Source organism: Streptomyces sp. NPDC050806 (genome assembly GCF_055586425.1).
In genome coordinates this window covers 664,441-682,696 of sequence record NZ_JBVJIF010000001.1, presented here as the reverse complement: position 1 = coordinate 682,696, position 18,256 = coordinate 664,441, and the positions used below count along the sequence as shown (strand labels likewise).

At 70.9% G+C, this 18,256-nt stretch carries 18 protein-coding genes; 4 read left to right on the top strand and 14 right to left on the bottom strand.

The genetic code is table 11. The annotated features are described in order from the left end of the window. Positions 1–4: 4 nt before the first annotated feature. The 6 genes from ACZ6WH_RS03105 to ACZ6WH_RS03080 form a co-directional block, all read right to left on the bottom strand. On the bottom strand, positions 5–502 hold the full coding sequence (locus ACZ6WH_RS03105) for a DUF6328 family protein (RefSeq protein ID WP_469725547.1): 498 nt from the start codon (positions 500–502) through the stop codon (positions 5–7). A 399-nt stretch (positions 503–901) separates the two neighbouring features. Further along, positions 902–1,528, bottom strand: a complete 627-nt coding sequence (locus ACZ6WH_RS03100; protein WP_432849953.1) for a YigZ family protein — start codon at positions 1,526–1,528, stop codon at positions 902–904. 9 nt (positions 1,529–1,537) lie between these two features. After that, positions 1,538–2,326, bottom strand: a complete 789-nt coding sequence (locus ACZ6WH_RS03095; RefSeq protein ID WP_432849955.1) for a ferritin-like domain-containing protein — start codon at positions 2,324–2,326, stop codon at positions 1,538–1,540. A 125-nt stretch (positions 2,327–2,451) separates the two neighbouring features. Further along, the gene (locus ACZ6WH_RS03090; protein WP_469725545.1) at positions 2,452–3,747 is read right to left on the bottom strand and encodes a cytochrome P450 family protein; all 1,296 of its coding nucleotides are present in this window, start codon (positions 3,745–3,747) and stop codon (positions 2,452–2,454) included. Between the two features lie 35 nt (positions 3,748–3,782). Beyond that, positions 3,783–4,508 (bottom strand): TetR/AcrR family transcriptional regulator, encoded by a 726-nt coding sequence (locus ACZ6WH_RS03085; RefSeq protein ID WP_432849959.1) that lies wholly within the window; start codon positions 4,506–4,508, stop codon positions 3,783–3,785. Positions 4,509–4,707: 199 nt separating this feature from the next. Next, positions 4,708–5,487 (bottom strand): SDR family oxidoreductase, encoded by a 780-nt coding sequence (locus ACZ6WH_RS03080; protein ID WP_469725544.1) that lies wholly within the window; start codon positions 5,485–5,487, stop codon positions 4,708–4,710. Between the two features lie 147 nt (positions 5,488–5,634). On the opposite strand from ACZ6WH_RS03080, the gene ACZ6WH_RS03075 reads away from it, so the two are divergent. After that, on the top strand, positions 5,635–6,042 hold the full coding sequence (locus tag ACZ6WH_RS03075; RefSeq protein ID WP_469726243.1) for a CoA-binding protein: 408 nt from the start codon (positions 5,635–5,637) through the stop codon (positions 6,040–6,042). Between the two features lie 229 nt (positions 6,043–6,271). On the opposite strand, the gene ACZ6WH_RS03070 is transcribed toward ACZ6WH_RS03075, so the two are convergent. Continuing rightward, positions 6,272–6,997 carry an alpha/beta fold hydrolase gene (locus ACZ6WH_RS03070; RefSeq protein ID WP_469725543.1) on the bottom strand — a complete coding sequence of 242 codons (726 nt, stop codon included), beginning with the start codon at positions 6,995–6,997 and terminating at the stop codon, positions 6,272–6,274. A gap of 174 nt (positions 6,998–7,171) precedes the next feature. Between ACZ6WH_RS03070 and ACZ6WH_RS03065 the strand changes: the two genes are divergently transcribed. Further along, the gene (locus ACZ6WH_RS03065) at positions 7,172–7,570 is read left to right on the top strand and encodes a winged helix-turn-helix transcriptional regulator (RefSeq protein WP_469725542.1); all 399 of its coding nucleotides are present in this window, start codon (positions 7,172–7,174) and stop codon (positions 7,568–7,570) included. A 185-nt stretch (positions 7,571–7,755) separates the two neighbouring features. Next, complete coding sequence (locus tag ACZ6WH_RS03060) at positions 7,756–8,865, top strand: trypsin-like serine peptidase (protein ID WP_469725541.1); 1,110 nt, start codon at positions 7,756–7,758, stop codon at positions 8,863–8,865. Positions 8,866–8,933: 68 nt separating this feature from the next. On the opposite strand, the gene ACZ6WH_RS03055 is transcribed toward ACZ6WH_RS03060, so the two are convergent. The 7 genes from ACZ6WH_RS03055 to ACZ6WH_RS03025 all read right to left on the bottom strand — a co-directional run bounded on the left by ACZ6WH_RS03055 (position 8,934) and on the right by ACZ6WH_RS03025 (position 17,585). After that, positions 8,934–9,254: a hypothetical protein gene (locus tag ACZ6WH_RS03055; RefSeq protein ID WP_469725539.1), complete on the bottom strand. Its 321-nt coding sequence runs from the start codon at positions 9,252–9,254 to the stop codon at positions 8,934–8,936. Between the two features lie 65 nt (positions 9,255–9,319). Next, complete coding sequence (gene narI, locus ACZ6WH_RS03050) at positions 9,320–10,036, bottom strand: respiratory nitrate reductase subunit gamma (RefSeq protein WP_469725538.1); 717 nt, start codon at positions 10,034–10,036, stop codon at positions 9,320–9,322. Then, the gene (narJ, locus tag ACZ6WH_RS03045; protein WP_469725536.1) at positions 10,033–10,653 is read right to left on the bottom strand and encodes a nitrate reductase molybdenum cofactor assembly chaperone; all 621 of its coding nucleotides are present in this window, start codon (positions 10,651–10,653) and stop codon (positions 10,033–10,035) included. Before narJ ends, narI begins: the two co-directional genes overlap by 4 nt. Next, positions 10,650–12,290, bottom strand: coding sequence for a nitrate reductase subunit beta (gene narH, locus ACZ6WH_RS03040; protein WP_469725535.1), 1,641 nt, complete (start codon positions 12,288–12,290; stop codon positions 10,650–10,652). The genes narJ and narH overlap by 4 nt, the downstream gene beginning before the upstream one ends. A 43-nt stretch (positions 12,291–12,333) precedes the next feature. Further along, complete coding sequence (locus ACZ6WH_RS03035) at positions 12,334–16,047, bottom strand: nitrate reductase subunit alpha (protein ID WP_469725533.1); 3,714 nt, start codon at positions 16,045–16,047, stop codon at positions 12,334–12,336. A gap of 457 nt (positions 16,048–16,504) precedes the next feature. Continuing rightward, positions 16,505–16,993, bottom strand: coding sequence for a molybdopterin-dependent oxidoreductase (locus ACZ6WH_RS03030; RefSeq protein WP_469725531.1), 489 nt, complete (start codon positions 16,991–16,993; stop codon positions 16,505–16,507). A gap of 199 nt (positions 16,994–17,192) precedes the next feature. Then, positions 17,193–17,585, bottom strand: coding sequence for a TOBE domain-containing protein (locus ACZ6WH_RS03025; RefSeq protein WP_469725530.1), 393 nt, complete (start codon positions 17,583–17,585; stop codon positions 17,193–17,195). A gap of 97 nt (positions 17,586–17,682) precedes the next feature. Between ACZ6WH_RS03025 and ACZ6WH_RS03020 the strand changes: the two genes are divergently transcribed. Next, on the top strand, positions 17,683–18,255 hold the full coding sequence (locus ACZ6WH_RS03020) for a GNAT family N-acetyltransferase (RefSeq protein ID WP_469725528.1): 573 nt from the start codon (positions 17,683–17,685) through the stop codon (positions 18,253–18,255). Position 18,256 lies beyond the last annotated feature (1 nt).

Here is an 18,256-nt window from a genome sequence, read left to right as displayed (position 1 = left end):
CCGGTCACGGCTCGCGCGTGCCGTGGTGCCGGGCGGCGCTGTGCCGCGCGTACATCGGGAGCACGAACCAGCAGAGGACGAACCACACCAGCACGCCGCCGACCAGCCACATCGCGCCGGTGCCGTGCAGCGCGACGCGCAGGATGAGCAGCATGGCCGACACCATCGTGCACAGCAGCAGCACGAGCCCGAGCACGGTGAGCCGGGAGGCCCAGGTGACGGTCTCCGGCTTGAGGCGGCGCCCCGTCACCAGCCGGTGCAGCGAGACCGGGCCTATGAGGGCTCCGGTCGTCGCCGCACCCAGGACGACGGTGACGACGTAGATACGGCGCCCGAGGCTGTCGAGCTCCTCGAAGCCGGGCTGGAAGACGACGGTGAGCAGAAAACCGAACAGGATCTGCACGCCGGTCTGGGCGACGCGCAGCTCCTGGAGCAGCTCGCCCCACCGCCGGTCCGCACGTTCCTCGGCCGTCTCGTGTCTGCCGCGCGCCAGATCGCTCACCGTCGCCTCACCCGGAGATCAGTCGGGCGGTTCCACTGCCGGCGTGCCGGGCGGGGCATCCGGCTGTTCCTCCGGAGGCGCGTCGGGGCCGCCGGGGCCCGGAGTGGCGGGACCTGGTTCCTCGGGCGCCTTCCCGGGATCTTCGGGATCGCGCGGGGTGGGACCCGGGTCGCGGGGAGCGGAACCGGGCGGGTGCCCATAGCCGGAATTGGGTGCATCAGTGCTGGTCATCGCACCTCCTCACGCATCAGGGGCGTGCCGGTGAACGGCGTCGCGCGCGAACATCACAGCCCATAACCATGTAACAGCAAGTAACCGAAGCGAACGAGGAAGATCGCTCGCCCCGTCTGTGACCGGTTACCCCGCACTACCGGCCTCAATCAGGCCAACGCCATGCGGCTAGCCCGCGCCGTACGCCTCGCCGCCCAGCTCCAGTGTGGCCGAGCCCGCTGTGGTGTCGGCGAGCCAGGCGCGGAAGGCCGGCAGCTCGCTCTCCGGGAGGCCGATCTCAAGGGTGACGGCCTCGGCGTATCGCACGTCGCGGACGTCCCTGCCGGTGGCCCGCAGGTCGTTCTCGACCTTGCCGGCCCGCTGGTGGTCGACGGTGACGGTGACCAGCCGGAAGCGGCGGCGGGTGACCGTGCCCAGCGTGTCCAGGGCCTCCCCGACCGCGCCGCCGTAGGCACGGATCAGTCCGCCGGCGCCGAGCTTGATGCCGCCGAAGTAGCGGGTGACGACGGCGACCACGTACCGCATCTCGCGCCGGACCAGCATCTGCAGCATCGGGACGCCCGCCGTGCCGCCCGGTTCGCCGTCGTCGCTCGCCTTCTGGATCCCGCCGTCGGCGCCGAGGACGTACGCGAAGCAGTGGTGCCGGGCGGTGGGGTGTTCCTTGCGGATGCGCGCGATGAACTCCTGGGCCTCGGCCTCGGTCGCCACCGGCGCGAGCGCGCAGATGAAGCGAGACTTGTTGATCTCGATCTCGTGGACGCCCTCGGCGGCCAGGGTGCGGTACTGCTCCTGCATCACGCCAGCCTAATCGCCGGCCGGCCCGCTTCTCCCGGCGGTGCCGGAGAGCGGGGAACGGTGGCCGGCGGGCGGCACGGGCGGCGGCCCGCTCCGGCCGAGCACCGCGGCCACCACCGGGCCCGTCTCCGCCATCGCCGCGCCGACGAAGCCGGCCCGTCGTACGCCCAGCCGGCGCAGCGCGGCGCCGTGGTCCAGCGCGACGAATGCCGTCGCCCCCAGCATCAGCAGGCGCCAGCCCGCCATGGTCAGCACCCGCAGCGGGCGCCCGGGCAGCGCGTCGAGCGAGGCGCGCAGCCGACGGCAGTGGAACGGTATGTGCCGCCGCTCGTCGGCCAGTATCCGGCCCGCGACCTCGGAGACCAGCGGGTCCTCTGCGCCGTCCCGCACCGCCCGGTAGTACGGCACGGCCACCAGCTCGGCGACCATCAGGACCAGCAGCTCCGTGCGGAGTCCGAGCAGCCGCCGCAGCCGTACGAAGGTCCGGTCGCTCCAGCACGTCGTGAGGGTCGGTCTGTTCCCGGCGGCCAGCAGCCGGGCGAGCAGCCGTGCGTGGTTCTGCTCCTCGGCGACGAACAGCCGTACCGCGGCGGCGTAGTCGGCGTCCCCGGCCGCTTCGGCCTTGCCGATCAGGTTCGCGCCGTCGCCGTCCTCGCCCACCTGGAACTTCTGCAGGCTGCGCCATACGGCCTCCGGCGCCCGCGCGCCCCGCGCCCAGTCGGGATCGCCGGCGCGCCGCCGCCACTCCGCCTCGGCCGTGAAGTGCCGTGTCCACTCGGCGAATTCGCTCGTCACCATCTGCCGGCCGCCCCCGTTCCCGGTACCCGGTGCATCAGGCGCCACAGTAATACCTGACGCACCGGCTGTACGGGAGTTCGGTACGGGCGGCCGGCGTCCGCCATGCGCGGTGCCGGGCGTACCGGTTACAGGCGCACCGGCAGGGAGGTCAGCCGCCAGCTGCCCGGTACCGCCGCACGCTGGAGGTCGCCCGGATCGACGGCGAGGGACAGTCCGGGGTAGCGCGCGAAGAGCCTGCCGAACGCCACCTCGCCTTCCTGACGGGCCAGCGAGGCGCCCAGGCAGTAGTGCATGCCGTGGCCGAAGCCGACGTGGTTCTCGGCCTTCCCCGCCGGGTGCCGGGTCAGGTCCAGCCGGTCCGGGTCGGCGTAGTGGCGGGGGTCCCGGTTGGCGGCGACCAGCAGCAGTTGCACGGCCTCCCCCTTGCGTACGGTGGTGCCGCCGATCTCGGCGTCCTCCGCGGCGAACCGCAGCTGGGTCATGTGCACCGGCCCGGCCCAGCGCATCAGCTCGTGCACGGCGGACGGCAGCAGCCCCGGGTCCTTCTTGAGCAGGGCCAGCTGGTCGGGGTGGGTGAGCAGCGCTGCGGTGCCGTTGGTGATGAGGTGCGCCGTCGTCTCGTGCCCGGCCAGCACCAGGGTGAGGATCATGGTGACCATCTCGACGTCGCTGAGCCGGCCGCCGTCGTCGTCATGGGCCCGGATCAGCTCGCTGAGCAGGTCGTCGGTGAGCGCGCCGCGCCGCTCCTCGACCAGCGCATGGATGTGTTCGATCATGGCGGGGAACGTCCTGGCCAGCCGTTCCGGCTCCATCGTGAGGAGGTCGGCGCCCCAGGCGCGCCACTGCGGGCGGTCCTCCTCGGCGATGCCGACCAGCTCGCAGATGACTGTGATCGGCAGTGGGTAGGCGAAGTGCGGGAGCAGATCGACGACGCCGTCCTCGGCGTGCTCCGGGAGCCGCGCGAGCAGGTCTTCCGCTATCTCCTCGACCCGCGGCCGCAGGTCGTTGATCTTGCGTGCCGTGAAGGCCCGGGACACCAGGCGGCGGAGCCGGGTGTGGTCGGGGGCGTCGTTGTTGAGGATGGAGCCGCGCATGTAGACGTGGAAGTGCTCGGGCATGCCCAGCATGTCCAGCCACCGGGTCAGCGGGTCCTCGCGCGTGCCGTCGGCGCGCACCACCGCGGGGTTGTTCACGAACCGCTGGTCCCGGAGGACCTCGCGGACCTCCTCGAAGCGGGTCACGAACCATACGGGCGAGTCGTCCACGAACCGGCCGCGGACGACGGGCCCCTGCTCACGCAGTGCGCCGTAGCCGCCGAAGGGGTCGGCGAGGAGCGCCGGGTCGGCGACGTTCGGCTCGCCCGGATGCTTGCCTATGTAGGCGGTGAGCGGCGAGGACGGGGTGGCGGGTGCTTCGGTCATCGTGCGTTCTCCTCCAGGTCGTGGGGGGTCGGACGTCACTCGCGCAGTTGCCGGTGCATCTCCCGCTCGCTGAGTTCCGCCAGGCGCTCGAAGGCGGGGATGATGTCCGGCGCGGCGGCCGCGGCCGCGCGGGTGCGCGCCGCGGGCTCACCGGTGCCCGGGTCGAGGTCGGGGTCGGCCGAGGTCTCCAGCGCGCCCCGCACCGTACGGGCGAGAATGGTGGACCGTTCCTCCGCGTTCTGCGGGGCCCGGTCGTGGAGCAGGGCCTCGGACAGGAAGAAGCCGGAGGCCGTGGCCAGCAGGGCGTACTGCTGGTGCTCGACGGTCATGTCCGTGCGTACCAGCCCGTGCGCGCGCAGCACTTCGAGGTAGTGCCGCACCACCTCGTTGCTGTACGCGGAGAGTTCGGCGAGCTCCTTCTTGGCGATGTCGGTGAACCGGCCGAGGATGTCGGCGTCGTCGTGGTACAGGGCGCGCAGCACGGGGTCGGCCAGGAAGTCCAGGTAGGCCCCGCTCATCATCCGGCTCGGCAGGACGGCCAGCGGGTCGCTGCGCATGCGGGCCAGCTGGGACCGGTGGCTGCGGAGTTTGGAGCGCAGGACGACGGCCAAGAAGAGCGCGTCCTTGGTCTTCCAGTGCAGGTAGACCGTGCCCTTGCCGACCCGGGCGCGACGGGCGATCTCGTCGATGGTGACGCGTCGGTACCCCCACGCGACCAGCAGCTCCCCCGCCGCTTCCAGAATCCGCTCCCCACGCTCCACCCGCTCCGCCCTCCGGCTCCCTGGCCCTGCTGATCATCCGGTTCCACTTGGTACCGCTTGCTTCCGCTGTTCCTTCTGCCGTTCCTTCTGACTTCGTGACCAGTTTTGAAATCTGGTCACGAAGTCAACGTAGGACGGCCGGAGGCGGTCCATAAGGCGGTTTTCGGCCAGGGGCGGCCGAGGCGCCGCCGGTCCGGGCTCAGTGCTCCTGAGCGGTGGGCCGTACCGTGAGCTCGTTGACGGCCATATGGGCGGGCTGCGTCACCATGAAGCCGACGCACCGCGCGATGTCCTCCGCCACCAGCCACTCCTCCCGCGGCAGCCCGCGGGCCGAGGACGCCTGACTGCCGCTGGTCATCTCCGTCACCACCACCCCCGGCTCGACCAGCCCGACCCGTACGCCGCGCCCGGTCACCTCCTGCCGCAGCGCCTCACTGAAGCTGCACACGGCGTGCTTGCTCGCCGAGTAGACGCTGTTGTTCTTGCGCGGCACCCGCCCGGCGGCCGAGCTGACGTTCACCAGGTCGGCGACGCCGCGCGGGCCGTCCGCCGCAGCGCGCAGCAGGTGCGGCAGCGCGGCGTGCGACATCCGCAGCAGCGCCTTCACGTTGAGGTCGAGCATGCGGTCCCAGTCCTCGGGGTCACTGTCCTCGAACGGGCTGCGCGCTCCGTAACCGGCGTTGTTCACCAGCACGTCCAGCCGGCCGAAGTGGTCCACGGCTTCGGCGACCACCCGAGCGGCCTGCGCCGGATCGCCGAGGTCAGCGGCGAGGGAGAGCGGTTCCGGGCCGCCTTCCTCCCCAATGCGCGCGGTGAGTTCCGCCAGCCGCTCGGCCCGGCGGGCGACCAGGGCGACGGCACACCCCTCCCGCGCGAGCGCCAGCGCCGTCGCGGCCCCGATCCCACTGGAGGCACCGGTCACCAGGGCCACGCTCCCGCTCAGCGCCTGCCGTCCGTTGTCACGATCTTCGTTGCTCATGCCGGTCACTGTGCCCTGGGCGGCGACGACCCACACGGCGGCGTACGCGCCACTGCGCCGATCAGCGGTCCCCGCGATCCGGCGCCGCACCGGCCCGGTCAGGGGCATACCGTGGGGAGCACGACCCGACAGCAGGAGGCTGAAGCGATGTACGGCGACCCGGCGACCATCCGCAAGATTCTGACGGAACTCGGTGACACCTGGGCCGTCGTGGGGCTGTCCTCGAACCAGCAGCGTGCCGCATACGGCGTCGCGAACGTACTGCAGCGCTTCGGCAAGCGGATCGTCCCCGTGCATCCCAAGGCCGAGACGGTGCACGGGGAACAGGGCTACCCCTCCCTCGACGCCATTCCCTTCGAGGTCGACGTCGTCGACGTGTTCGTGAACAGCGAGCTGGCGGGCGAGGTCGCCGACGAGGCCGTGTCCATCGGCGCCAAGGCGGTCTGGTTCCAGCTGGGCGTCATCGACGAAGCAGCGTACGAACGCACCCGCGCCGCCGGCCTGGCCATGGTCATGGACCGCTGCCCGGCGATCGAGATCCCCGCCCTGCGCTAGGGCCAAAAAAGGAGGCCCGCAACCCCGCACCCGGACGCTCCCGAGGCGCCTGACCAACAAGATCCACCTGGCCTGCGTCGCGACGGCATCAGCCACACCATCCCCGAGCGGTCCGATCAGATCCGCAACCGGCTCCAGCGCGGCAGCCGTGGCGGGCGCCCGCCGGCCTCCGACAGAGCGGGCGTGACACCTTGACGACAACCCGTGGTCAGGGGAGGGCAACCCGTGGTCAGGCGAGTTTGAGAAGCAGTTCGCTGAGTTCGCTCGGCATGGTGATCATGCAGTCGTGGCCGGTCGGCAGCTCCCAGACCTGGGCGGCAGTGCCATTGGGTTGGATCGAGGGGACGGGGCGACGGGTGACGCCCGCCGGCATGGCGCCGACATTGTGAATGTGCGTGCGCGGGATCGCGTCGACGGATGGGTTGTCCAGTCGCACCGGCTGCTGCAGGCAGCGCACCGGCTGGTCCGAGAGCATCCCGCGCAGCCAGGCGACGTCGGCCGGGTCGGTGACGCCGAACAGGCCGAAGGGCGCGGGCTGCTCGGGCATCGGCGGCACGCGCCAGCCGCTCTCGGACTTCTCGGCGAGCTCGATCAGTTGCCGTGTCACGGGTTGGACGTCGACCGCGGACTCGCCGTCCTCCGGGACCATCGCGTCGAGGTAGACCAGGTGCGCGATGCGTTCCGGCATCCGGTTGGCCGCGGAGGAGATCACCAGCCCTGCGTAGCTGTGGCCGACGAGTACCACGTCGCCGAGGTTCTCCTCGGTGATCAACCCGACCACGTCGTCGACGTGCGTATCGAGACCCACCTCCGGACCGGCCAGGTGTGCCTTGTCGCCAAGGCCGGTCAGGGACGGCGCGAACACCCGGTGCCCGGCGGCCTCCAGCAGCGGCACCACCCGATCCCAGCACCGTCCGCTGTGCCAAGCACCGTGTAGCAGCAGAAATACGGACATCGTTCTTCCTTCGCAGGAGTAGAAGGGCACGGCCACGCGCATGCCGCCGGCTCGCGGCTCTGACGGTTACCTTTCGTGCCTCGGTACTGTTCGAGTACCAAGAACATGCTGGTGCACACGGAGCGCCGCAGGCAATAAGGCACTTTTCGGTGACCCGGTTCTCTGGAGGTAACCATGGACGCGGCACAGGGCGATCCACAGTCGGCGGCGCAGCCAAGCGATGCGTGCCGAACCCGGGTGGTGCTCAACATCGTCGGAGACAAGTGGTCGCTGCTGGTCGTGCGCAATCTCAGAGACGGACCGCGCCGTTTCACCGAGCTCAAGAGGGCCATCGACGGAATCAGCCAGCGCATGCTCACCGTAACCCTGCGCAGCCTGGAGCGCGACGGAATCCTGACCCGCACCGTCCACGAGGTGATGCCGCCGCACGTCAGCTATGAGCTCACCGACATGGGCATCACCCTGCGCGAGGCCACCGCGCCCCTGCTCGAATGGAGCGTCACGCACCTCGCCCGGATCGACGACGCCCGCGCCGCCTACGACGCCCGCACGGCTCCACCGATGACCTCATAGATGACCTCATAGCGGGAAGGCAAGCCGAGTGCCGCCCGACAATCCGTGCACGAGGCCATGAGAGATGCCCGCAGTCCATCAACTCACCGCCCAGCGTGGGTAATTGACGGGTTGTAGAACTCTCTTCGTGGTTGACTGGAGCAGCGCGACAGGGGCACGACAACTCTGATCGGAAGGCTTCAAGCGTGCACATACCTAGACGTCGCAAGGCGATTTCGGTCGCACTGCTCGCGGCAGCGCTGATCCCCGCGACCCTGACGACCGCCACAGCGGCTGAACCCGGCTCTCCGGACGAGCCGTCGGTGACGACCGGCGTGCAGCGCGACAGCGCACAGTCCGTGCGGGACTTCTGGACGCCGGCACGCGTCAGCAGGGCGCTGGCCAACGAGGAGGCAGACGACGCCGCGTTCGCCCGGAAGGTCAAGGCCGCGGCCAAGGCCTCCAAGGGGAGGGCGAAGAACAGCGACTCGGACCTGACAGCCGAAGCGCAGCGAGTCCTTCCCTCCGGAAAGACCGTGCTCACGTCCTCCGCGGTCGATATCCCGGAAATGCCGGTCGCCCGCGAGGTGCCCTTCCCGCAGACGCCCCCGGCCGTCGTCGTGGGCAAGATCCTGTACATCGCCAAGGACGGGAAGGAACACGGCTGCACAGGGGCTTCCATCGCCTCCGACAGCGGCAACACGGTGTGGACCGCCGGTCACTGCATCCATCCCGGAGACGGGTCCGGAGCCGACGGCTTCCACACCAAGATCACGTTCATGCCCGGCTTCAAGAAGAACACGGACAACCCCGACGGCTACGATGCGCCGTGGGGAAAGTGGACCGCCACGAAGAAGGTCGCCCCGACCCAGTGGACAGCGGACGGCGACGTCGAAGACGCGGACCTGGCGGCGTTCGACGTGACCGTCCCCACCGGCTACACCTCGCTGACCGCCGCGGTCGGAGCGCTGGGCTACCGCTTCGGTGACGGCTCGGACTTCTCCGACGTCATCGACTCCGGCTTCCCCGGCGAGGGCTACCACCGCACCGACATGGACGGCTTCAAGCAGTTCTACTGCACCGGCAACGCCGAAGACGCCTTCGACTGGAACCCCCTGGACGACCGGGTCAAGGTCGACTGCGACATGGGCAAGGGCGCATCCGGCGGACCGATCGCCACGACCGAAGGACAGATCGTCAGCGTCAACTCGCACTACGAGACGTTGGACGACGAGGTCACCCGCAAGAATGACGACCTGTTCGGCTCCGAGCACATGGACAAGGCCGTCGCGGTGATCGACGAGATCAACAGCTAGACACCGCACGCCAAGAGGGCTCGCTGTCCGCCGGCAGCGGGCCCCGCCCCGTTTCCCTCCCCCGCCGGTCAGTGCCGTCCGGCCATGCCCGGGTCTATGTCCTTCGCATTCGGCGCGTTGGCATACACCTGGGAGATGTACCGGTCGCGGATCTCCTGCGTCGACAGCTCCCGCCAGCCCTCCGGCTTGCCTTTCCCCGCCTTCTTCAGCTCATCGCTCCAAGCCGCGATGAGCCCTTGGCGGGTCTGCGGAACGTCCGAGGCGGACTCCGGCTGAACCGTCACCCCCGGACCGTCACTTGCTGCCGACGTCACCGCGAACACCGCGCCGGCGCCCAGAACGAACCCCGCTGCGCCTGTCGCCCACACTCTCTTGCCTGCCACCGCCACTTCGCTCCCTCCCCGTTCCCTACCGATCCTGCCGGAGACTTGGACGTAGCGACGGCGGGGCCGGTTCAATCGGCGCGGCGCCCGGCCGCCGCCTTCGCTCCGGCGGCGCCCCGCGAACGGTAGACGACGTACGGGCGGACGAGGTAGCCCAGTGGGGCGCTGAAGGCGTGGACCAGGCGGCTGAACGGCCACAGCGCGAAGAGCGCCATCGCGAGGGCGGCGTGCAGTTGGTAGATGAACGGGGCGTGCGCCATGGCGGGCACGTCCGGTTCCAGGGCGAACAGGCTGCGGAACCACACCGACACCCCCCGGCGGTAGTCGTAGGAGTCCGCCGCGGCGCCGCTGGCGGTGGCGGCCAGGCCGGCCAGCAGGACGACCGTCAGCAGGGGGTGGACGACGCGGTCGCTGCGGCTCGTCGCCCGGCGCACCGCGCGCACCCGCAGCCTGCGGTAGAGGAGGACGGCCAGTCCGGCCACGGTCGCGATGCCGGCCGCGCCGCCGACCAGCAGGGCGTTGGCGTGGTAGAACTCGTGGCTCACGTGCAGCCGGTCGGTGAGGCTCTCGGGTACGAGCAGACCCGCGGCGTGCCCGGCGATGACGAAGAACAGGCCGTAGTGGAAGAGTGGCCCGCCGATTCCCAGCAGGCGGCTCTCGTGGAGCTGGCTGGAGCGGGTGGTGAAGCCGAAGCGGTCGTAGTGGTAGCGCCAGGCGGTGCCGGCGATCAGGATCACGAGGACGAGGTACGGGCAGACGCCCCACAGGGCGATGTTCAGGTGGGTCACCGGCGGGTTCCTTGGGTGACGTGTCCGGGCTGGGCGGGGAAGGGGTCCAGGCCGACGGTCTCGGCCGGCGGCCCGTTGCGTGCGATGCGGAGGGCTTCTTCGCGGCTGGCGGGGGCCGGCCCGGGCAGGGTGTCGCAGACGGCCTGGAGGACGTCGGCGTACGGGCTGCGGTGCGCGACGAGCGCGTAGCGGAGCACCTCGACGGCGGGCCGGTGGGCGGCGAGCAGGCGCAGCCCCGGCTCGGGGCTGCGCGCGGCGAACTCCAGCATCAGCGGCAGGAAGTCCGGTAGTTCGTCCTCGGGCGGCAGCCAGCCGTGGTCGCGGTAGTGGTCCTTGAGGCGGGCGAGGGAGGCACCGCGGCGGCGGGTGTCGCCGTCGGTGTAGTAGGTCAGGTAGAGGGAGCGTCGGCGGCTGCGGTCGAAGGTGGCGACGTACCGCGCGGCCAGTACGAGCGGATCGGTGGTCCGCAGTGTGGTGCAGAACCGTGCGAGCAGTGCGCTCTCGGCGCCCCGGACGTGGCGTACCGCGCCGTGGACGGTCGCCAGGCGCCGCGGCCAGTCGTCGCCGGGGTAGCACAACAGCAGGGAAGCGGCCTGGTGGACGACGGGCGCGGTCACCGCTCGCCCCGCCCGGCCCGCTTCGGGAAGAGGCCGCCGGGGCGCCCCTTGCCGTTCCAGTTGAGCAGGTTGACCCGGCCCGCCGTGGCGCTGCCGGCGGCGGTGGGTTCGGTGCCCGGTGGGGCATGGAAGGAGCCGGGGTCGTCGCCGCCGGGCATCATGCCGGGTCCGCCCTCGGCGTCCAGGCTGCAGCCGCCGAGGTCCACGTCTCCGGGCGCCGGCGCGGTGTAGCTGGTGGGGATGACGTAGCGCTCGTCGTACTTGGCCAGCGCCAGCAGCCGGTACATGGCGGTGAGGGTGCGTTCGTCCATGCCGACGGCGCGGGCGATGCCCGGGTCCGGTTCCTCGCCGAGGTTGCTGCGCCGCATGTGGGCGCGCATGGCCGCCAGCCGGCACAACGCGGCCTCGACGGGTGCGGTGTCCCCGGCGGTGAACAGTTCGGCGAGGTAGCCGAGCGGGATGCGCAGCGAGTCGATGGCACCGAACAGCGCTGCCGGGTCCTCGCCGTCGTGGCCCGTGGTGGTGAGGGCGTCCACGATCGGGGAGAGCGGCGGGATGTACCAGACCATCGGCAGGGTGCGGTACTCCGGGTGCAGGGGCAGGGCCACCTTGTACCTGCTGATCAGGTCGCGTACCGGGGAGCGCCGGGCTGCCTCGATCCAGTCGTGCGCGATGCCGGACTCCTCGGCGGCGCGCACCACCGCGGGATCCTCCGGATCGAGGAAGCACCCCAACTGGGCTTCATAGAGGTCCTGTTCATCGGTGACGGCCGCGGCGACGCCCGCCTTTTCGGGGTCGTAGAGCATCACACCGAGGTAGCGCAGCCGGCCGACGCAAGTCTCCGAGCAGACGGTCGGCTCGCCCGCCTCGATGCGGGGGTAGCAGAAGGTGCACTTCTCGGCCTTGCCGGTGTGGTGGTTGAAGTAGACCTTCTTGTACGGGCAGCCGGATACGCACATCCGCCAGCCGCGGCAGCGGTCCTGGTCGACGAGGACGATGCCGTCCTCGATGCGCTTGTAGAGCGCGCCGGAGGGGCAGACCGCGACGCAGGACGGGTTGAGGCAGTGCTCGCAGATCCGCGGCAGGTAGAACATGAACGCCTGCTCGTACTCCAGCCGCACGGTGTCGTTCATCTTGCGCAGAACCGGGTCGTCGGCGAGGTGTTCGGGGCCGCCGCCGAGGTCGTCGTCCCAGTTGGGGCCCCAGGTGATGTCGGTGGGGCCGCCGTCGACGAGGGAGCGGGGCGGCGCGGTGGGCAGGTCGTCGCCGAGCGGCGCGCTGGTGAGGTTCTCGTAGTCGTAGGTCCAGGGCTGGTAGTAGTCGTCCAGCGTGGGCAGTTCGGGGTTGGCGAAGAGGCGGGCCAGCCGGCGGGCGCGGCCACCGGTGCGCGGCACCAGACGGCCACGTTTCAGCCGCCAGCCGCCCTGCCACTTCTCCTGGTCCTCGTAGCCTCGGGGGTAGCCCTGGCCGGGCCGGGTCTCGACGTTGTTGAACCAGGCGTATTCGGTGCCGGTGCGGTTGGTCCAGGTCTGTTTGCAGGTGACCGAGCAGGTGTGGCAGCCGATGCACTTGTCGAGGTTCATCACCATGGCCACCTGGGCCATGACGCGCTGGGGGGTGGCGTTGCCGCGGGGCATGTCAGGACTCCACGTCGTCAGGACGTCGTCGGTGGGGCGGGTCTCAGTAGGTCACGTTCTGGGAGCGGCGGCGGATCGTGGTCACCGCGTCGCGCTGGTTCCCGGTCGGACCGTGGTAGTTGGGGGCGAAGGACTGCTGGGCGTAGCCGCCGATGAGGTGGGTCGGCTTGATGAGCAGCTTGGTCAGGGCGTTGTGCACGCCGCCGCGCCGGCCGGTCGCCTCCGACTTGGGCACGTTCACCAGCCGTTCCTGCACGTGGTACATGAAGACCGTCCCGGCCGGCATGCGGTGCGAGACGACGGCACGGGCGACGACCACACCGTTGGCGTTGACGGCCTCGATCCAGTCGTTGTCGGCGACGCCGATGGCGGCGGCGTCCTCGACGCCGATCCAGATGACCGGGCCGCCGCGGGCGAGGGTCTGCATCAGCAGGTTCTCCTGGTACTCGGAGTGGATGGACCACTTCGAGTGCGGAGTGAGGTAGCGGACGGTGACGGCGCGGCTGTCGCCGTCGGCGTCCGGGGCAGTGGGCTCCCCCAGGGCCGCCATGTCCAACGGCGGTCTGTACACCGGTAGTTGCTCGCCGAACTCGGCCATCCAGTCGTGGTCGAGGTAGAAGTGCTGACGTCCGGTGAGGGTGTGCCAGGGCTTCCTGTGCTCGGTGTTGACGGTGAACGGCGAGTAGCGGCGGTCGGGGGCCTCCTTGCCGGACCATTCGAAACTGGTGCCGACCTGGACGGGCCGGTCCTGGGTGTCGGAGAAGACCACCCGGCGCTCGGCGACCGACGCACCCAGCTCCGCGAGCCCCGACCCCGGGCCGCAGCGGTCGGCGAGCCGGTCGAACCCCTCGGCGGCGAGCCGGCCGTTGGTGGTGCCGGAGAGCGCGAGGATCGCCTCACAGAACTTCACGTCCGTGTCGAGCAGCGGCCGGCCGTCCGCCGCTCCCCCGTCCGCGGTACCGCACCGCGCGGCCAGCCAGCCGGCCTCGGGCCCGGGATGCACGGTGACGCCCTTGACGCTCATGCCGTGTTCCTCGGCGAGGGGCCCGAGGGCGGCGATCCGCTCGCCGATGGCGGTGTAGTCGCGTTCGACCAGGGTCACCTTCGGTGCGTTGACGCCCGGTTGCGGTGGTGGGCCGCCGGTCCGCCAGTCGGCGGCGCGCCCGCCGGGCTGGGCGGTCTCCTCGGGGGTGTCGTGCGCCAGCGCGGTGGCGACCAGGTCGTACGCGGTGTCCAGCCGGCCCTTGGCGAGTTCTGCCACCTTGCGGGCCAGGCCGTGGAAGATCTCGAAGTCGGTGCGGGCCTGCCACGGCGGGCTGATCGCGGGCGTGAAGGCGTGCACGTACGGATGCATGTCGGTACTGGAGAGGTCGTGCTTCTCGTACCAGGTGGCGGCCGGCAGGACGAGGTCGGCGAAGAGCGTGGTGGAGGTCATCCGGAAGTCGAGGGCGAGCAGCAGGTCTAGCTTGCCGCGCGGTGCCTCCTCGTGCCAGGTCACCTCACGCGGGCGGTCGCCGGGTGCCGCTTCCTCGGCACGGGCGTTGTCGCGTGCTCCCAGCAGGTGGCGCAGGAAGTACTCGTTGCCCTTGGCCGAAGAGCCGATCAGGTTGGCCCGCCAGACGGTGAGGACGCGGGGCCAGTTGGCGGGGGCGTCGGGGTCCTCGCAGGCGAACTGCAGCTCTCCGGAGGCGAGCCGCCCTGCCACCCAGCGGTCGGGCTCCTGTCCGCTCTCGTGCACCGCGCGGCCCAGATCGAGCGGGTTGGCGCCGAACGTGGGGCTGGAGGGCAGCCAGCCCTGGCGCGCCGACTGGGCCACCAGGTCGGCGGTGTGCCGTCCGGCGAAGGTGCCGCGGCCGGCCGGCGAGGCGAGCGCGTCGGCCGGGTAGGACTCGTAGCGCCACTGGTCGGTGTGCAGGTACCAGTACGGCGTGCCGGCCATCTGGCGGGACGGGCGTACCCAGTCGGCGGCCGTCGAGAGCTGCTGCCAGCCGGTGTACGGGCGGACCTTCTCCTGGCCGACGTAGTGGGCCCAGCCGCCGCCGTTGACGCCCTGGCAGCCGGTCAGGATGAGCAGGGAGAGGAAGGCACGGTAGATGGTGTCGGAGTGGAACCAGTGGTTGGTGCCCGCGCCCATCACGATCATCGAGCGGCCGCGGGTCTGCTCGGCGGTGCGCGCGAACTCCCGCGCCACGCGCTCCGCCGCGGCGGCCGGCACCGAGGTGATCTCCTCCTGCCACGCCGGGGTACAGGGCTGCGAGGCGTCGTCGTAACCGGTGGGCCACTCCCCCGGCAGGCCCTCGCGGCCGACGCCGTAGCGGGCCAGCAGCAGGTCGAAGACGGTGGTGACGGGGCGGCCGCCGATCTCCCGGGTCGGCACGCCGCGGACCACCGTGCCGTTCGGTGTGTCGAAGCGGGGCAGCACGACCTCGGCGTCCGGGCCGCCGTGGCGGTGGAAGGAGAGCAGCGGGTCGACGCCGTCCAGGTCAAGGTTCCACCGGCCTTCGGCGCCCTTGGCCCAGCGGTCGCCGAGGGTGCCCTTCGGCGCGACGACGTCGTCGGTGTCGGCGTCGACCAGTACCGGCATCCAGGCCCGCACCTCGGGCGCGGCGTCGGCGGCGATGCCGAGGTCCGCCGCGGTGACGAACTTGCCCGGCACGTACCGGCCGTCCTCGCGCTCCTCCAGGGCGACCAGGAAGGGCAGGTCGGTGAACTGCTTGACGTACTCCGTGAAGTACGGCACCTGCCGGCGGACGAAGAACTCGGTGAGCACGACGTGGCCCATCGCCATGGCCAGCGCGCCGTCGGTGCCCGGGTGGGGATGCATCCACTCGTCGGCGAACTTCGTGGCGTCCGCGTAGTCCGGGGACACCACCACGACCTTCTGGCCGCGGTAGCGCGCCTCGGCCATCCAATGCGCGTCCGGCGTCCGCGTCACCGGCACGTTCGAGCCCCACAGCATCAGGTAGGCCGCGTCCCACCAGTCGCCGGACTCCGGTACGTCGGTCTGGTCGCCGAAGACCTGCGGGGAGGCCACCGGCAGGTCCGCGTACCAGTCGTAGAACGAGATCATGGGCGCGCCGATCAGCGACATGAAGCGCGCGCCGACGGCGTGCGAGGCCATCGACATCGCGGGGATCGGCGAGAATCCCGCCACCCGGTCGGGACCGTACGTGCTGATGGTGTGCACGTGCGCGGCGGCGGCGATCTCCAGCGCCTCGTGCCAGTCGGCGCGGACCAGTCCGCCCCGGCCGCGCGCCTCCTGGTAGGTGCGCCGGCGTTCGGGGTCGGAGGTGACGTCCGCCCAGGCCGCGACCGGGTCGCCGCCGAGCCGCGCCTTGGCCCGGCGGTACATGTCCAGCAGGACGCCGCGCACCATGGGGTACCGCACCCGGGTCGGCGAGTAGGTGTACCAGGAGAAGGAGGCGCCTCGGGGGCAGCCCCGCGGTTCGTACTCCGGGCGGTCGGGGCCGACGGACGGGTAGTCGGTCTGCTGGGTCTCCCAGGTGATCAGCCCGTCCTTGACGTACACCTTCCACGAGCACGAGCCCGTGCAGTTCACGCCGTGGGTGGAGCGCACGACTTTGTCGTGTGCCCAGCGATTCCGGTACGGCGTGTCATTGACGGACTGATCGGTGCGGTAGACGGCCCGCAGATCGGCGGTCCCCGGTGCTTTTCTCAGTAGCTGACCGGCGCGCAGCAATTGTTCGGCCGCCACCGCCGCCGCCCGTTCCGCTTCCGCTCGCGCCCTACGTCGCACCAGCCCATCAACCTTTCACGAGCGCCTCCGGACAGTACGGCCCGACAGCGCAGGAACATTCCGTTTGCGCCGCCAGCATCCCGCCGCCCACCAGGCCACACGCACAGATTTCTGGCCACTTGGAAATACCTGGAACAGTTTTTTCTCGGTCATTGCCATGGTTTCTTCATGCATATCATTCACGCCCAGAAATATTCGGCCATGCACCGATGACCAGGGACGGACCGTCACACGACCGGCCCCTCCCGTCGCGACAGCGACGGCCCATCGCCGTCATGTGCCCATCGCATAATCGTTGGTCAGGAGTTCCGTCACGCTTGCCCAAGGACTGACAAAACATCAGGCACCCCACGGGCACCAGCCGTCGACCACCGCATCACCGGTGGCCGGATCCGCACACGCCGGCCCGCCGACGGCCGCCCGCACACGCGGAAGGGGCCGCCGGCGGGCCGTGGGATCAGTGGTCGGCGGGCAGCCGGAAGGCGCTGAGCCGGATGCGGGTGACGGCGCTGACATAGCGCGCGCCGCAGCGGTCGGTCGGGACCACGAGCTGCGTGCCGGCGTCGTCGAGTTCCTCGCCGTCGAGGTGGGTCGCCAGCAGCACCGGCGTGTTGCCGAAGTCGGCGTCGATCTCCGCCCAGGACACCACGGCGTGGTGCGTGTCCATGCCGCTCACGGACAGCAGGAAACGGGAGCGTTCCTTGCGCCGGCGGGGGTCGAACGTGGGACGGGCGGCCGCGACGACCTCGCGCAGCAGCGGCCCCTGGAAGACGTGGTGCTGCGGCCCGTTGGTGGCGCAGTCGAAGACGACCTCCGCGCGGTGCTGCGCCCAGCCCGTCCGGAGGTCGGCGACGCTCAGCGTGACCGGCTGCGCGACCTCGCCGCACAGTTCGAAGGTGCACCTCTGCACGGTGTGCGCAGGGAGCGAAGCGGTGCGCCTGCCCATCGATTCCCCCTCGGAAGGTTGGTGCGGCGGCCACATCAAGTGGTACCCAACTCACCCCCTGCGAGCCACACCTGCGACCTTGTTACCCGCGAACAGCTTGCAATTGTGAGTTTGGTACGAAGTTCCGCGTGCGGGCTTCCCGGCTCATCCGCCAAGCGCCCGTCGCCCGACCGCGGCACTCGGCCGGGCGGCTCAGCCGTCAGTCGATGTCGATATGGACATTCGTCGACTTCGCCCGTGCCCTGACGGTCACGCCCACGGCGAGGCCGAGTTCCTCGACCGACTCCCGCGTCACCAGCGAGACCAGCCGGTGCGGGCCCGCCTGCACCTCGACCTGCGCGACCACGTCGTCCATCACCACCCCGGTGACGATGCCGACGAAGGAGTTCCGCACGGACGTGGCCACGCCGTCCTCCCACTGCGCCCCCGCGGCCCGCTCCCGCGCGAACGCCGCGAGGCCCGCACCGTCGATGGCCCGATTGCCCGAGCCGTCCCGGTCCATGGCCAGCCGCCCGCCGTCCGCCCAGCGCCGGACGGTCTCGGCACTCACCCCGAGCAACGCTGCTGCTTGTCCAATGCTGTACGACGGCACACCGGCACTCTAATACCGAGCCCCGAACCGCTCGACGGGCCTGTCCGGCCTGCGGAATTCCCGGCCCGTGGGAACGCCTGTGCGCTAGCGTCCGGGCATGATCGAGATTCGACAGGCGGAGCCGGCGGACGCCGAAGAGCTGGTACGGCTGCGACGGCTGATGTTCGCCGCGATGGACGGCACCGACCGGCCGGGAGACTGGGAGAAGGAAGCCGTGAGCATCGCGCGGCAGCAGTTGTCGGGCGATCAACCAGTCCTTGGCGCCTTCGTGATTGACGCGGAGGCGGCGGAGGCGGCGGAGGCGGCGGGCGAAGCGGACAGCGCCCACCGCTCGCACGGCACGGCGAGCGCCCGTGCCGGCCGGCGGCTCGCCGCGTGTGCCGTGGGGACGGTCGAGCAGCGGCTGCCCGCTCCGCAGCATCCCACGGGGCGGTTCGCCTTCATCTTCAACGTGTGCACGGACCCGGAACACCGCGGGCGCGGCTATGCCCGCGCGACCACCGAAGCGCTGCTGGAGTGGCTGGCCGAACAGGGCGTGTCCCGTATCGACCTGCATGCCACGGACGAGGCGGAGGCCCTGTACCGGAGCCTCGGATTCGCGGAGCATTCGACCGCGCTGTCCCTGGATGCCCGTACCTTCCGGCGGAGTCCGGATCCGAACCGCACCTGAC

Excerpts from the sequence above, each read along its gene's own strand:
- ACZ6WH_RS03095 (WP_432849955.1), bottom strand. The coding sequence starts at position 2,326 with ATGGTGACGAGCGAATTCGCCGAGTGGACACGGCACTTCACGGCCGAG.
- ACZ6WH_RS03080 (WP_469725544.1), bottom strand. The coding sequence starts at position 5,487 with ATGAGCAACGAAGATCGTGACAACGGACGGCAGGCGCTGAGCGGGAGC.
- ACZ6WH_RS03070 (WP_469725543.1), bottom strand. The coding sequence starts at position 6,997 with ATGTCCGTATTTCTGCTGCTACACGGTGCTTGGCACAGCGGACGGTGC.
- ACZ6WH_RS03020 (WP_469725528.1), top strand. The coding sequence starts at position 17,683 with ATGATCGAGATTCGACAGGCGGAGCCGGCGGACGCCGAAGAGCTGGTA.
- ACZ6WH_RS03030 (WP_469725531.1), bottom strand. The coding sequence starts at position 16,993 with ATGGGCAGGCGCACCGCTTCGCTCCCTGCGCACACCGTGCAGAGGTGC.
- narH (WP_469725535.1), bottom strand. The coding sequence starts at position 12,290 with ATGCCCCGCGGCAACGCCACCCCCCAGCGCGTCATGGCCCAGGTGGCC.
- ACZ6WH_RS03090 (WP_469725545.1), bottom strand. The coding sequence starts at position 3,747 with ATGACCGAAGCACCCGCCACCCCGTCCTCGCCGCTCACCGCCTACATA.
- ACZ6WH_RS03065 (WP_469725542.1), top strand. The coding sequence starts at position 7,172 with ATGGACGCGGCACAGGGCGATCCACAGTCGGCGGCGCAGCCAAGCGAT.
- ACZ6WH_RS03100 (WP_432849953.1), bottom strand. The coding sequence starts at position 1,528 with ATGCAGGAGCAGTACCGCACCCTGGCCGCCGAGGGCGTCCACGAGATC.
- ACZ6WH_RS03075 (WP_469726243.1), top strand. The coding sequence starts at position 5,635 with ATGTACGGCGACCCGGCGACCATCCGCAAGATTCTGACGGAACTCGGT.